General features: G+C 65.6%; 12 protein-coding genes and 2 pseudogenes. 9 read left to right on the plus strand and 5 right to left on the minus strand.

Features of this window, described 5'->3' with window-relative positions; all coding sequences use genetic code 11:
- Positions 1-11: 11 nt before the first annotated feature.
- The 4 genes and pseudogenes from HAP41_RS07735 (at position 12) to HAP41_RS07750 (ending at position 3,228) form a co-directional block, all read left to right on the plus strand.
- Complete coding sequence (locus HAP41_RS07735) at positions 12-761, plus strand: electron transfer flavoprotein subunit beta/FixA family protein (protein WP_166103829.1); 750 nt, start codon at positions 12-14, stop codon at positions 759-761.
- The gene (locus HAP41_RS07740; RefSeq protein ID WP_063985793.1) at positions 761-1,705 is read left to right on the plus strand and encodes an electron transfer flavoprotein subunit alpha/FixB family protein; all 945 of its coding nucleotides are present in this window, start codon (positions 761-763) and stop codon (positions 1,703-1,705) included. Before HAP41_RS07735 ends, HAP41_RS07740 begins: the two co-directional genes overlap by 1 nt.
- Before the next feature lie 210 nt (positions 1,706-1,915).
- Positions 1,916-2,796, plus strand: a pseudogene (locus HAP41_RS07745) (3-hydroxybutyryl-CoA dehydrogenase).
- 237 nt (positions 2,797-3,033) lie between these two features.
- The gene (locus HAP41_RS07750) at positions 3,034-3,228 is read left to right on the plus strand and encodes a hypothetical protein (RefSeq protein ID WP_015688853.1); all 195 of its coding nucleotides are present in this window, start codon (positions 3,034-3,036) and stop codon (positions 3,226-3,228) included.
- Positions 3,229-3,238: 10 nt separating this feature from the next.
- Here the strand turns inward: HAP41_RS07750 and tlpA are convergent, their stop codons facing one another.
- Entirely contained in the window at positions 3,239-3,904 is a 666-nt protein-coding gene (gene tlpA, locus HAP41_RS07755; protein ID WP_166103824.1) for a thiol:disulfide interchange protein TlpA, read from the minus strand.
- Positions 3,905-4,013: 109 nt separating this feature from the next.
- On the opposite strand from tlpA, the gene argH reads away from it, so the two are divergent.
- From argH to lysA, 3 genes are all read left to right on the plus strand, one after another.
- Complete coding sequence (argH, locus tag HAP41_RS07760; protein ID WP_166103821.1) at positions 4,014-5,405, plus strand: argininosuccinate lyase; 1,392 nt, start codon at positions 4,014-4,016, stop codon at positions 5,403-5,405.
- A 99-nt stretch (positions 5,406-5,504) separates the two neighbouring features.
- Positions 5,505-5,798, plus strand: coding sequence for an LPS translocon maturation chaperone LptM (lptM, locus tag HAP41_RS07765; protein ID WP_063985789.1), 294 nt, complete (start codon positions 5,505-5,507; stop codon positions 5,796-5,798).
- Positions 5,799-5,821: 23 nt separating this feature from the next.
- Complete coding sequence (gene lysA / locus HAP41_RS07770; RefSeq protein WP_166103818.1) at positions 5,822-7,087, plus strand: diaminopimelate decarboxylase; 1,266 nt, start codon at positions 5,822-5,824, stop codon at positions 7,085-7,087.
- Between the two features lie 186 nt (positions 7,088-7,273).
- On the opposite strand, the gene HAP41_RS07775 is transcribed toward lysA, so the two are convergent.
- Together HAP41_RS07775 and HAP41_RS07780 are read right to left on the minus strand one after the other, a co-directional pair.
- Positions 7,274-8,179: an NAD(P)-dependent oxidoreductase gene (locus HAP41_RS07775; protein WP_166103813.1), complete on the minus strand. Its 906-nt coding sequence runs from the start codon at positions 8,177-8,179 to the stop codon at positions 7,274-7,276.
- A 232-nt stretch (positions 8,180-8,411) separates the two neighbouring features.
- Positions 8,412-8,795 (minus strand): carboxymuconolactone decarboxylase family protein, encoded by a 384-nt coding sequence (locus HAP41_RS07780; protein ID WP_166103810.1) that lies wholly within the window; start codon positions 8,793-8,795, stop codon positions 8,412-8,414.
- A 178-nt stretch (positions 8,796-8,973) separates the two neighbouring features.
- Between HAP41_RS07780 and HAP41_RS07785 the strand changes: the two genes are divergently transcribed.
- Both HAP41_RS07785 and HAP41_RS07790 read left to right on the plus strand, forming a co-directional pair.
- Positions 8,974-11,091, plus strand: coding sequence for a TIGR02302 family protein (locus HAP41_RS07785; protein ID WP_166103807.1), 2,118 nt, complete (start codon positions 8,974-8,976; stop codon positions 11,089-11,091).
- 3 nt (positions 11,092-11,094) lie between these two features.
- The gene (locus HAP41_RS07790) at positions 11,095-12,000 is read left to right on the plus strand and encodes a DUF4175 family protein (protein WP_071909343.1); all 906 of its coding nucleotides are present in this window, start codon (positions 11,095-11,097) and stop codon (positions 11,998-12,000) included.
- A 133-nt stretch (positions 12,001-12,133) separates the two neighbouring features.
- On the opposite strand, the gene HAP41_RS07795 is transcribed toward HAP41_RS07790, so the two are convergent.
- Together HAP41_RS07795 and HAP41_RS07800 are read right to left on the minus strand one after the other, a co-directional pair.
- On the minus strand, positions 12,134-12,508 hold the full coding sequence (locus HAP41_RS07795; RefSeq protein ID WP_166103803.1) for a response regulator: 375 nt from the start codon (positions 12,506-12,508) through the stop codon (positions 12,134-12,136).
- A gap of 59 nt (positions 12,509-12,567) precedes the next feature.
- A pseudogene (locus HAP41_RS07800) lies at positions 12,568-13,432 on the minus strand (MJ0042-type zinc finger domain-containing protein).
- Positions 13,433-13,437: the final 5 nt, after the last annotated feature.

A 13,437-nucleotide genomic window follows, 5' to 3' on the forward strand; every position in this document is an offset into this window, starting at 1 on the left:
AAAGAGGATCGATGAAGGTCTTGGTGCCGGTAAAGCGGGTGGTTGATTACAACGTCAAGGTCCGCGTCAAGGGCGATGGATCGGGCGTTGAACTCGCCAACGTGAAGATGTCGATGAACCCGTTCGACGAAATCGCGGTCGAGGAAGCGTTGCGCCTGAAGGAAGGCGGCAAGGCCACCGAGGTCGTCGTGGTTTCCATTGGACCGGCGCAGGCCTCGGAGACGATCCGCACCGGTCTCGCCATGGGCGCCGACCGCGGCATCCTGGTGAAGGTCGAGGGCATCGTCGAGCCGCTCGCGGTCGCGAAGATTCTGAAGAAGATCGCCGACGAAGAGCAGCCCGGCCTGATCATCCTCGGCAAGCAGGCGATCGACGACGACAGCAACCAGACCGGTCAGATGCTGGCCGCGCTGCTCGGCTGGTCGCAGGCGACGTTTGCTTCGAAGCTCGAGGTCGAAGGCTCTGACTTCAAGGTCACCCGCGAAGTCGACGGCGGTCTGCAGACCGTCAAGCTGAAGGGACCGGCAATCGTCACCACGGATCTCCGTCTCAACGAGCCGCGCTATGCCTCGCTGCCCAACATCATGAAGGCCAAGAAGAAGCCGATCGCGGAGAAGACCGTTGCCGATTACGGCGTCGACGTCGCCGCGCGTCTCGAGGTTCTCAAGACGACGGAGCCGGCGGGCCGCAAGGCGGGCGTCAAGGTCAAGGACGTCGCCGAGCTGGTGTCGAAACTCAAGAACGAAGCCGGGGTGCTCTGATGACGACGCTTCTGATTGCCGAACACGACAATGCGTCGCTGAAGGACGCGACCAACAAGGCCCTGACCGCGGCTGCCGCACTCGGCGCGGATGTCGACGTGCTGGTGGCCGGCCAGAACGCCAAGGCTGCGGCGGATGCTGCCGCCAAGCTTGCCGGCGTAAAGAAGGTGCTGCTTGCCGAGGGCGAGACTTACGCCCACGATCTCGCCGAGCCGCTCGCCGCGCTGATCGTCTCGCTGGCTTCCGGCTATGACGCGATCGTCGCCCCCGCGACCTCGCGCTTCAAGAACGTGATGCCGCGTGTCGCAGCCCTGCTCGACGTCATGCAGGTCTCCGAGATCACCAAGGTGGTCGCCCCCGACACCTATGAGCGCCCGATCTATGCCGGCAACGCCATCCAGACGGTGAAGTCGAAGGACGCCAAGAAGGTCATCACGGTGCGCACGTCGACCTTCGCGGCGGCGGGTGAAGGCGGCAGCGCCGCCGTCGAGAACGTCGCTGCGGCGGCCGATCCGGGCCTGTCGTCATTCGTCGGCGAGGAAGTCGCCAAGAGCGACCGCCCCGAGCTGACCTCGGCCAAGATCATCGTCTCCGGTGGCCGTGCCATGCAGAGCCGCGAGAACTTCGCCAAGTACATCGAGCCGCTCGCCGACAAGCTCGGTGCCGGCGTCGGTGCCTCGCGCGCGGCGGTGGATGCCGGCTATGCGCCGAACGACTGGCAGGTCGGCCAGACCGGCAAGGTGGTGGCCCCCGAGCTCTATGTCGCGGTGGGCATTTCCGGCGCGATCCAGCATCTGGCCGGCATGAAGGACTCCAAGGTGATCGTCGCGATCAACAAGGACGAGGACGCGCCGATCTTCCAGGTCGCCGATTACGGCCTGGTCGCCGACCTCTACCAGGCGGTTCCTGAGCTCACCGAAGCGCTCGCCAAGCTCGGCAAGTAAAAACGCGCTAAAAACACCGGCCGGAGTGGTACACTCCGGCCGGTTTTTCTTTTTCAAGGCGTTTTCTTTGGCGTGGGGCACGCCGGGGAAGCGATCCAATCTAGGTTTCGAGCCAGGATTCTGATCTAATCGAGTTTCTGATTAAATCGGACCTCCCGGCTCGGGGGATGAGGCAGGCGCGATCTGCGCGCCGTTCCGGTGGATGACATTATGGCGGCAGTGATCAAGAAGGTCGGCGTGATCGGCGCGGGTCAGATGGGCAATGGCATCGCGCATGTCGCGGCGCTGGCCGGTTTCGACGTGGTGCTCAACGACGTCTCGGCCGACCGGCTCAAGTCGGGCATGGCCACCATCAACGGTAATCTGGCGCGCCAGGTCTCCAAGAAGGCCGTCAGCGAGGACGACAAGACCAAGGCGATGGCCCGCATCAAGCTCGCCGAGAAGCTCGACGACCTCGCCGATTGCGACCTCGTGATCGAGACCGCGGTCGAGAAGGAAGAGGTCAAGCGCAAGATCTTCCACGAGCTCTGCGCGGTGCTGAGCCGGAGGCGATTGTCGCCTCCGATACCTCCTCGATCTCGATCACGCGGCTTGCCGCGGCCACCGACCGGCCCGAGCGCTTCATCGGCATTCACTTCATGAATCCGGTGCCGCTGATGGAGCTGGTCGAGCTGATCCGCGGCATCGCCACCGACGACCAGACCTTCGAGGCGTCCAAGGAATTCGTCTCCAAGCTCGGCAAGCAGGTCGCGGTCTCCGAGGATTTCCCGGCCTTCATCGTCAACCGCATCCTGCAGCCGATGATCAACGAGGCGATCTACACGCTGTATGAAGGCGTCGGCAATGTCGAGGCCATCGACGCGGCGATGAAGCTTGGCGCGCATCATCCGATGGGCCCGCTCGAGCTCGCCGATTTCATCGGCCTCGATACCTGCCTGTCGATCATGCAGGTGCTGCACGAGGGCCTCGCCGATTCCAAATATCGCCCGTGCCCGCTGCTGGTGAAATACGTCGAGGCCGGCTGGCTCGGTCGCAAGACCCAGCGCGGCTTCTACGACTACCGCGGCGCCAAGCCGGTTCCGACGCGCTGATCCAATTTCCGATGCCGTAGGGTGGGCAAAGGCGCAAAGCGCCGTGCCCACCATCTCTCCAATTATGCGGTGGAAATTGGTGGGCACGCTTCCGCCTTCGCTCTTCGAGCTACGGCGGACAAGCCGCTTTGCCCACCCTACGGCGCTCTCGCCCTCAGGCCGTGCATCCGCACCGTGACAATTCATGTCGCGTTAACCGCTCGCCCCTAGGCTGCGCCCGGTAAGAGGGTTTGCGTAATGGACATGATGGCGATGGTCAGCACCATGCTGGCCGCTCAGCAAGGCGCGCTACAGTCGAATATCTCGGCGACGCTGATGAAGCAGAACGCGGATATGGAGAAATCCACCGTCCTGACGCTGCTCGGCGCCGGTCAGCCTTCGCTCGCCAATGTCGGCGCCGGCGTCGGCGGCAACCTAAACGTCACGGCTTAGTACACACCGCCTAGAGCGACGCGGCGGCCTTGCCCGTCGCAGCCCGGATCAGCTTGAGCGCGTCCTCGCTCGCCCATTCCGCCGGCCCCGCGATCGTCGCGATCTCGCAGCCCTGTGGGTCGACCAGCACCGAGGTCGGCATGCCCAGGGCCCGGCCTATGGCTTTAAGATCCTGGAAAACCTTGGCTTTCTGATCGCTAAAATAGCCGAGCCGGGTCAGATTGGCCTCTTTCAGGAACGTCTTGGGCTTCTCGGCGTCGCGGGTGTCGATGTTGATCGCCACCACCTCGAAATTCGGGCCCGAAAGCTTGCCCTGGAGCTCGTCCAGCGCCGGCATTTCCTTGCGGCAGGGCACGCACCAGGTGGCCCAGAGATTGACCAGCAGCGTCTTGCCGCGGAAATCGGACAGCTTCTTCGGCTTGCCGTCGGCGTCCTCGAAGACCAGGTCGGGCAGTTTTAGCGGCGCGCTCGCCATGGTCAGGGCGGCCAATTCGCCATGGGCGAGGGGGGCGATTTTCTGCGCCGTTGCCACCGCGGCCCGGCAGGCCGGATCGCCTGAGGACGCCCGGTTCAGGCCCAGCCCGTACAGCGCGGCGAAGCCGGCCAGCCCACCGATCGCCACGGTGGCGATGACGAGGGGGATCCGGCGCGTGGCGGAGGGCGTCTTGTCGAGCATATCGTTTGTCATCCGGTCGCAGATATGGCTATCAGGGGCCTCTTAATACGGCTGGCTCCGGCCAGCAAACGTGCGGCAGCAGCGGCAAGCAAGGCGTGAGCAGGGGATCATGAGCAACAAGATGTGGGGCGGCCGGTTCTCGGAACGTCCCGATGAGATCATGGAAGAGATCAACGTCTCCATCGACGTCGATCGTCACCTCTTCGCCCAGGACATTGCCGCATCCAAGGCGCACGCCGCGATGCTTGCCGCGCAGGGCATCATCACGGGCTCTGATGCGAAAAATATCGGCAAGGGTCTAGACACGATTTTGTCAGAGATCGGCAAGGGCGGCTTCACGTTCAAGCGTGCCCTCGAAGATATCCATATGAACGTCGAGAGCCGCCTGTCCGAGCTGATCGGCCCCGCCGCCGGCCGGCTGCACACCGCGCGTTCGCGCAACGACCAGGTTGCGACCGATTTCCGTCTCTATGTCCGCGACGTTCTCGACGAGACCGATGCAGCGCTCGCCGCGTTCCAGGCCGCGCTCGTCAATCGCGCGCTCGAACATGCCGCGACCGTCATGCCCGGCTTCACGCATCTGCAGACCGCGCAGCCCGTGACCTTCGGCCATCATCTGCTCGCCTATGTCGAGATGGCGGCGCGCGATCGCGGCCGTTTCCAGGACGCGCGCAAGCGGCTCAATGAATCGCCGCTCGGCGCCGCCGCGCTGGCCGGCACCTCGTTCCCGATCGACCGCCACGCCACCGCGAAGGCGCTCGGCTTCGATCGTCCGATGGCGAACTCGCTCGATGCGGTCTCCGATCGCGACTTCGTGCTGGAGACGCTGTCGGCGGCCTCGATCTGCGCCGTGCACATGTCGCGCTTTGCCGAGGAGATCGTGATCTGGACCTCGCCGCTGGTCGGTCTCATCCGCCTCAGCGACAAGTTCACCACGGGATCCTCGATCATGCCGCAGAAGCGCAACCCGGATGCCGCCGAGCTCGTGCGCGCCAAGACCGGCCGCGTCATCGGCGCGCTCAACGGCCTCCTGATCGTGATGAAGGGCCTGCCGCTCGCCTATCAAAAGGACATGCAGGAGGACAAGCAGGGCGCGATGGAGGGCTTTGCTGCCCTGTCGCTCGCGATCCGCGCCATGACCGGCATGGTCCGCGATCTCGTGCCCGACGAAGCGAAGATGAAGGCGGCGGCGGGCGAGGGCTATGCCACCGCGACCGACCTTGCCGACTGGCTGGTGCGGACGCTGAAGATGCCGTTCCGCGACGCCCACCACGTCACCGGTCGCATCGTGGCGAAGGCCGCCGAGGGCGGCGTGGCGCTGCACGAGCTGCCGCTGAAGGAGATGCAGGCGATCGAGCCCAAGATCACCAAGGACGTGTTCGGTGTGCTCTCGGTCGAATCGTCGGTGAAGAGCCGGACCAGCTTCGGCGGCACCGCGCCGAAGAACGTGGCGTCGCAGGCCAAGGCCTGGGCGAAGCGGCTGGAAAAAGAGCGGAAATAGGGCTGAGGGCAAAATTTCGCTTATGTTTCATGGTCATCCGGCTCTCGCCAGAGCGCGCCAATCTCTGTATGGTGCGGCCCGCGTAGTGGGGATTTCGTCGTGACGTCAAAGTTTCGCCCGGCCGGCTCGGGGTGGGCCATCATTGTCTTGAGCCTGACGGCGCTCGCGCTTGCCGGCTGTGGCCGCAAGGGCCCGCTGGATCTGCCGCCGACCGCCTCCAGTGCATCCACGGCCAATGTCGCAGCTCCAACCGACACCGAGACCGAAGCCCAGAGGACGCCGAGCGTGTTCAATCCCGGCTACGGTGCGGACGCAGCGCCTGCCGCCGCCAAGGGCAAGAAGAAATCGTTTATCCTCGACCCGCTCCTGGACGAACCTCCCGGCAAAAAATGAGCCGGGATAGCTGAGCCGACGCCATGAACCATTTCGACTATCGCAACGGCGTGCTGCACGCCGAGGCCGTGAACCTGTCCGAGCTGGCCGCAACCGTCGGTACGCCGTTCTATTGCTATTCGACCGCGACGCTCGAGCGGCACTACCGCGTCTTCGCCGACGCCTTCGCCGGCGAGAAGGTGCTGGTCTGCTACGCCATGAAGGCGAATTCCAACCAGTCGGTGCTGCGCACGCTGGCCAAGCTCGGGGCCGGCGCCGACGTGGTCTCCGGCGGCGAATTGAAGCGTGCGCTGGCCGCCGGCATTCCCGCCAGCAAGATCCTGTTCTCCGGCGTCGGCAAGACCGAAACCGAATTACGTGCCGCGCTGGCCGCCGACATCCTCTGCCTCAACGTCGAATCCGAGCCCGAGCTCGAGCTGCTGTCGCGGCTTGCGACCGAGATGGGCAAGACCGCGCGCATCTCCGTGCGCGTCAATCCGGACGTCGATGCCGGCACGCATGCCAAGATCTCGACCGGCAAGTCCGAGAACAAGTTCGGCATTCCGATCGCCTATGCCCGCGAGGTCTATGCGCGCGCCGCAAAACTTCCGGGCATCGAGGTCACAGGCACCGACGTGCATATCGGCAGCCAGATCACCGATCTCTCCAAGATGGAGACCGCGTTCCGCATCCTCTCCGAATTCGTGCAGACGCTGCGCAGCGACGGCCACAACATCAGCCACGTCGATTTCGGCGGCGGCCTCGGCATTCCCTATTACATGGACCGCGAGGCGCCGCCGGCGCCCGACGCCTATGCCGCCATGGTCAAGCGCGTCAGCCACAATCTCGGCTGCACGCTGATGTTCGAGCCGGGCCGCATGATCGTCGGCAATGCCGGCATCCTGGTCGCCAAGGTGATCTATGTGAAGCACGGCGACGGCAAGAATTTCGTCATCATCGACGCCGCCATGAACGATTTGATCCGCCCGACGCTGTACGAGGCGCATCACGACATTCTGCCGGTGACGCAGCCGGCCGCGGGCGCCGCCACGATCATGGCCGACGTCGTCGGCCCGGTCTGCGAGACCGGCGACTATCTCGCATTGGATCGCACGCTGCCGACGCCGAAGCCTGGCGATCTCATCGCCATCATGACCGCGGGCGCCTATGGCGCGGTGCAGGCCGGCACCTACAACACGCGGCCGCTGGTGCCGGAGGTGCTGGTGAAGGGCGATCAATACGCCGTGGTGCGCCCGCGCGTCGAGGTCGAGCAGCTGATCGCGATGGATACGCCGGCGCCGTGGTTGTGACGGATTGAGGGGCGGTAAGGCGCTTCAACAATTTCGCTGTCGTCCCCGCGTACGCGGGGACCCATAACCACAGGGTGTAGTTGTTGGCTGAGCTGTAACTCCGAGTCCCCGTAACCACATCCGCCTGTGGTTATGGGTCCCGGGCTCGCGCTTCGCACGCCCCGGGACGACGAGCGTGCGGGGCGGCTACTTCCCCGCCAATTCACCCTTCCCACCGACCACAACGCCCGCCTTCTTCTCGATCGGCTTGATCGCCGCCGTGAAATCGGACTCGGCGCCTTCCGCGCTGATTACGGTCTCCCATAGCCGTCCGACCGCGTCCGCGACCTCCATCGACAGGCCGAGCGACTTCATCTCCTCCAGCGCCAGCCGCACGTCCTTCACCATCAGCCCCGTGGCGAAGCCGAAGTCGAACGTTCGCGGCAGCACCGAGCGTGGAAACTTGTCGCGGCTCGCGGTGTTCATGCCGGAGCCGGCATTGATGACGTCGATCATCACCGCGGGATCGAGCCCCGCCTTGACGCCCATCACCACCGCTTCCGAGGTCGCCACGATCGCGGTCGCCGACAGGAAATTGTTGGCGAGCTTCATGGTCTGCGCCGCGCCCGGCTTCTCGCCGATGAAGAACACTTTTCCGATCACGTCGAGCGCGGGCTTGAGCAGCTCGAACTCGGCTTTGGGCCCTGAGACCATCACCGCCAGGGTGCCCTTCTCGGCGCCGCCGACGCCGCCGGAGACGGGGCAGTCGATCTGCACGATGTCGCGTTTCGCCAGCAGGCCGTGGATCTTCGCCGCCATCGTCGAGCCGACGGTGGAGAGATCGATGAAGCGCCTGGCGCGGCTCCCTTCGATCACGCCGTTCGCACCCGTCGCAACCTCGAGCGACGCCTGCAGCGAGGGCAGGCTCGCCATGACCGTCTCGACCTGGTCGGCGACATCCTTCGGCGAGGTTGCAGCGGTGGCGCCGCGCGCCACGAGCTTGTCGACGACCTCCTTGCGGGTATCGAACACGACGAGCTTGTGCCCCGCCTCGATCAGCCGCCGCGCCATCGGGAAACCCATGTTTCCGAGGCCGATGAATCCGATATGCATGGTGTTTCCTTTGTTTGTTGTTGTGCGTGAGAGCGGGGTCACATTTTACGCTCGTCGTCCCGGGGCATCGCGAAGCGATGAGCCCGGGACCCATATCCGCAGGGAGGAGTTGTTGCGCGAAAGCGGTCACTCCGAGTCCCGCTAACCACATCTGCCTGTGGTTATGGGTCCCGGGCTCGCGCTTCGCGCGCCCCGGGACGACGTCGGAGAGAGGTTGGCATCAAGCCTTTCCTCACGCCTTGCCGTCGATCTCCGCGAACACCTCGCGCGCGATGCGAAAGCTGTCGACCGCGGCGGGCATGCCGCCATAGATCGCGACCTGCATCAGGATCTCGCGGATCTCGTCGCGGGAGACGCCGTTGGTCAGCGCACCCTTGAGATGCGCGCGAAACTCGTGCTGGCGGTTGAGGATCGCGATCATGGCGATGTTGAGCATGCTGCGGGTCTTGCGCGGCAGTTCCTCGCGGCCCCACACGGTGCCCCAGCAATATTCGTTGAGCATCTCCTGGAACGGACGGTTGAAATCGTCGACGTTCTTCAGGGCATTGTTGACATAGGCCTCGCCCAGCACCGCTTTGCGGACTTCCAGGCCCTTGTCGTGCATCTTCTTTTCCATGGCGTTCCCTCTATTTCCCTTGCGTTTCCCTTGGGAATGGCGCGTGGAAATTACGGGGTTGCGCCCGGCCAGTCACGTCCTCGTGTTATGCGGGAAAAGGGGGCACTCCCGTACCGGAACGGATGCCTCAGTGCTGCCGTTGTGCTACGCTTCTCTACCGGGCAACCTGGAGAGTTGATTGAACGGCGTCACCCCCGACCCGTCAGACCCGATCCGCGATGGCGACGCTCTCTCGCGGCTGAAGCTGGCGCAGGCCCTCGATCGGGCCATTTATGCCATCGCGTGGGAACGTGCCTGGCCACATCTGGCGCGGGTGCTGACCGTCGTCGGCCTGTTCCTGGTGGTGTCGTGGGCCGGCCTCTGGCTGGTGCTGCCGTCCGTCATCCGTGCCATCGGTCTCGTGGCTTTTGCCGGCGTCGCAATCGCCGCTCTGGTCCCGCTGATTCGTTTCCGCTGGCCGGGCCGCGACGAGGCTCTGAGCCGGCTCGACCGTGGCTCCGGTATCCGTCACCGCCCGGCGACGACCCTGACGGACACGCTGAGCTCGAAAGACCCGGTCGCGCTGGCGCTGTGGCAGGCGCAGCGCGAGCGCACGCTGGCTTCGCTCAAGCGCATTCGTGCCGGCTTGCCGCATCCGCGCCTCGCCTTGCACGATCCCTGGGCGCTGCGCGCGCTGGTCATGGTGATGCTGGTCGCGACCTTCTTCGCCGCCGGCGACGAACGCGCGATGCGGTTGGGTGCCGCGTTCGACTGGAACGGCGTGCTGGCGCCGACCAACGTCCGCGTCGATGCCTGGATCACCCCGCCGCTCTACACCGGCAAGCCGCCGGTCATCCTGTCGGCCGCCAACAAGGAGGCCGCAGCGCTGCCTGCGAGCGGCCCACTCGCAGTTCCGGCCGGCTCGACCCTGATCGTGCGCTCCTCCGGTAGCAGCCTCGATGTCGTCACCTCCGGCGGCCTCAAGGAGGTCGCGCCCACCGAGGCCGCGCCGAAGGGCACCAACGAGAAGCATTTTACCATCACCGGCGACGGCACTGCGCATGTCCGCGCACCTTCCGGCCAGCCGCAATGGGCCTTCGCGGCGACGCCGGACCGCGCGCCGACGATCGCGCTCGCCAAGGATCCCGAGCGTCAGGCCTACGGCGCGTTGCAGCTCTCCTACAAGATCGAGGACGATTACGGCGTCACGGGCGCCGCCGCGCAATTCGTTCCGCGCGCAACCGAAGACAAGGACGGAACCAAGGACGCGGACGGCAAGGCCGCGCGGCCGCTGTTCCAGCCGCCGCAATTCGCGCTGACCCTGCCCAATGCGCGGACCCGCAACGGCGTCGGCCAGACCGTGAAGGACCTCAGCGAGGATCCTTATTCCGGTGCGGACGTGACGCTGACGCTCACCGCCAAGGACGAGGCCGGCAACGAGGCGAAGAGCGAGCCCTTCAACATGCGCTTGCCGGGCCGGCTGTTCACCAAGCCGCTCGCCCGCGCGCTGATCGAGCAGCGCCGCATCCTGGCGCTCGACGCCAACAAGAATTCCGACGTCTACGCCGCGCTCGACGCGCTGATGATCGCGCCCGAGATGTTCACGCCGGAAGCCGGGCAATATCTCGGCCTGCATAGCGTCGCACGCCAGCTCGAGGCGGCGCGCACCGACGATTCCCTGCGTGAGGTCGTGGCGAGCCTGTGGGCGCTCGCGGTGACGATCGAGGACGGCAACATCAGCGACGTCGCCAAGGCGCTGCGCGCGGCGCAGGACGCGCTCAAGCAGGCGCTTCAGCGCGGCGCCAGCGACGAAGAGCTCAAGAAGCTCATGGACAATCTGCGGACCGCGCTGGACAATTACATGCGCCAGTACGCGCAGCAGATGCGCAGCAATCCGCTGGCGCGGCCGGCCATCGGCCTCGACGACCAGATGAAGCGCATCGAGCGGCTGATCCAGCGCGGCAACCGCGAAGCGGCGGCGCGCGAGCTGGACCGCCTGGCCCGCGCGCTGGAAAATCCTCCGGGGCCGCCCAGCGCCGAGCAGAAAGAGATGGACGAGATTGCGCGCGAGCTGAACGATCTGCTCCGGGAGCAGAATGCGCTTCGCGACGAAACCGACCGGCAGAGCAAGGACTCCAAGCGCGGCCAACGTACCAAGCCTCTGCCGCCCAAGGTCGCGGAGATCCTGCGCAAATCGAGAGAGCTGCGGCAGAAGACGCGCGGCGCGACCAGCGATCAGCTGGAGGACCTGGCAAGGCAGCAGGACGCCTTGCGCGAAGAGCTCAGGACCTGGCGTGAATCCCAGGGAGCGAGATAGCTCATGAAACACACCTCAATCTGGCAGAACGGCAAGGTCGCGCGCGGAAGGCTCGCCACGGCTTGTCTCGTGCTTATGCTGTCCTGTTCCACGGCTTCGATTGGTCTCGCCCAATCGTCGCGCGCCGACCAAAAGAGTCTGGATGCACTGCTCGACAGCGCCGAGCGGTCGATGAAGCAATCCGCCGACAACCTGAAGGACAAGAACTCGGACGAGAGCATTGGCCAGCAGTCCCGGGCGATCCGGGACATGGAGAAGTATCTCTATCCCGATCCGAACGATCCCTCGGCGTCGCGCGAAGGGTCGCAGGATACGCAGGGCCGGCAGGAGCAACTGAAGAAGCGGCTGGAGGCCCTCAAGAAGAAGCTCGCCGAGATGGGCTTGCAGCAGGATGGCCAGAAAGGCCAGCGCGGGCAGAAACAGCCGGGGCAGCAGGGCCAACAAGGTCAGCAGGGCCAAGGTCAGGGTCAGGACGGCGACCAGGATGGCGATGACGGCTTCGACGCCGCCGAGAACGCCATGGGAGATGCCGGCAATCAGATCGGCGAAGGCGATGCCGACGGTGCGACGGCATCGCAGGGCAAGGCCATCGACGCCCTGCGCAAGGGCATGCAGGATCTCGCCGACGCGCTCGGCGGGCAGCAGAACGGCGAAGGCCAGGATCCGGGCGACGGTGACGGCCCCGGTCAGGCTGTCGGCCGCCAGCAGAGCGGCGGCGAACGGACCGACCCGCTGGGCCGGCCACTGCGCGGCAAGGAATATAGCGACGACTACACGGTCAAGATTCCCGGCGAGATCGATGCCCAGCGCGCGCGCCGCATCCTCGAAGAGCTCCGCCGCCGCCTGAGCGATCCCGCGCGTCCGCAGATCGAGCTCGATTACCTCGAGCGTCTGCTGAAGGATTTTTGACGTCACACTCGGTGTCATCGCCCGCGCAGGCGGGCGATCCAGTATTCCAGAGACGGTTGTGATTGAATGAGAGGCCGCGGCGTACTGGATGCCCCGGTCAAGGCCGGGGCATGACAGCGGAATACGCCGCGCCCTACGTCTTCTTCGCTGCCAGCGCGTCGGCAACCGCCGTACGGATGTCGGCCACCGAGAACGGCTTGGTCACGACGTCATGCACCAGCGCATTCAAATTCGAGGCGCGCTCGCGCTGATCGGCAAAGCCGGTCATCAGCAAAATGGTCAGGTCGGGAAAATCGCGCGCGGCGGAGAGCGCCAGCGCGATGCCGTCCATCACCGGCATCTGGATGTCGGTGAGCAGGAGATCGAACGCGCCGTTCTCGCGGGTCAGGATTTCCAGCGCCTCGGCGCCGTCCTGCGCGGTGGCGGTCTCGTGGCCGTCCATGGCGATGGCGCGCGCCACCAGCTGGCGCATCGAGTCCTCGTCGTCGGCGATCAGGATTTTCGGCATGAGACCAACCTTGAGACCAATCTTGGGACCAGCCTCCCGTGCGGGATATGCAAAATCGATTATACGCTGCCGCCGGCAATGTCGCGCCGGTTGAAGAAGCGAACGTCGATATTGCGGCCCTCCGGCGGCGGCGAGGCCAGGCGCGAGCGGAAGAAGGCGCGCTCACCCGGCTGCAGCACGGTCTGCTCCAGCACGGTGTTCCAGGCGTAGATTTCCGCTCCCTGCGCGTCGCGCACTGCAAAGCGCAGCCGTGGGATATCGAGCGGCTTCTTGCTTTGACCCACGATCACGCCCTCGATCACCAGCACCTGCTTACCGTCCACGGTCTCGCTGGAGAGCTTGACGTCCTTGAACGCTAACTTCGAGTCCGACCATCTTGTAGAACGCCGCCGTCTGCGGCAGCAGCCGGACCATGTCGCCGCGCCAGATGACCAGCGCCAGCACCAGCGCGCCCATGGCGGCGCAGGCGGTCGGCAGGCCGAAATGGGATTTTCGCGGAGCCTCGGTGGGGGCTTGGCGCCTCACCCGCGCCCCGCGGCGGCTGAACAGGCCGCGGAACCAGGACTGGTGCTGCGCGCCGGCGACGTCATCCTCGGCGGCGCGGGCCGCCGCTGACCATTCGTCCTCGGTCTCCTGGGCGTCCTCGGCCGGCCAGTCGCTGGCGATCGAGGGGCTGTCGACGACCGGCGTGTCGGCGGCGCCGTCGTCCCTGGCGTAGGAGTTCCACTGCTCGGCGAGGTCGGACTGGTCGTCGGCCTGGCTGGCCGCTGCCATGGCCGGGACGGACGCCTCCTCGATGGCATCCTCGGCATAGGCGACCCAGGTCTCCTTGCAGCGGGAGCAGCGGACCGTTCGTCCGTTCGCCCCCAGGCTCGCGGGCTTGATGGCGTAGGATGTCGTACAATGGGGGCAGACGATATGCATGGACA

Origin of the sequence: Bradyrhizobium barranii subsp. apii (assembly GCF_011516635.5) — a bacterium.
Lineage (GTDB): Bacteria > Pseudomonadota > Alphaproteobacteria > Rhizobiales > Xanthobacteraceae > Bradyrhizobium > Bradyrhizobium barranii.

Bases quoted from the DNA above. Each gene is read 5' to 3' on its own strand.
- HAP41_RS07735 (WP_166103829.1), top strand. From the start codon at position 12: ATGAAGGTCTTGGTGCCGGTAAAGCGGGTGGTTGATTACAACGTCAAG.
- HAP41_RS07740 (WP_063985793.1), top strand. From the start codon at position 761: ATGACGACGCTTCTGATTGCCGAACACGACAATGCGTCGCTGAAGGAC.
- HAP41_RS07750 (WP_015688853.1), top strand. From the start codon at position 3,034: ATGGACATGATGGCGATGGTCAGCACCATGCTGGCCGCTCAGCAAGGC.
- tlpA (WP_166103824.1), bottom strand. From the start codon at position 3,904: ATGCTCGACAAGACGCCCTCCGCCACGCGCCGGATCCCCCTCGTCATC.
- argH (WP_166103821.1), top strand. From the start codon at position 4,014: ATGAGCAACAAGATGTGGGGCGGCCGGTTCTCGGAACGTCCCGATGAG.
- lysA (WP_166103818.1), top strand. From the start codon at position 5,822: ATGAACCATTTCGACTATCGCAACGGCGTGCTGCACGCCGAGGCCGTG.
- HAP41_RS07775 (WP_166103813.1), bottom strand. From the start codon at position 8,179: ATGCATATCGGATTCATCGGCCTCGGAAACATGGGTTTCCCGATGGCG.
- HAP41_RS07780 (WP_166103810.1), bottom strand. From the start codon at position 8,795: ATGGAAAAGAAGATGCACGACAAGGGCCTGGAAGTCCGCAAAGCGGTG.
- HAP41_RS07790 (WP_071909343.1), top strand. From the start codon at position 11,095: ATGAAACACACCTCAATCTGGCAGAACGGCAAGGTCGCGCGCGGAAGG.
- HAP41_RS07795 (WP_166103803.1), bottom strand. From the start codon at position 12,508: ATGCCGAAAATCCTGATCGCCGACGACGAGGACTCGATGCGCCAGCTG.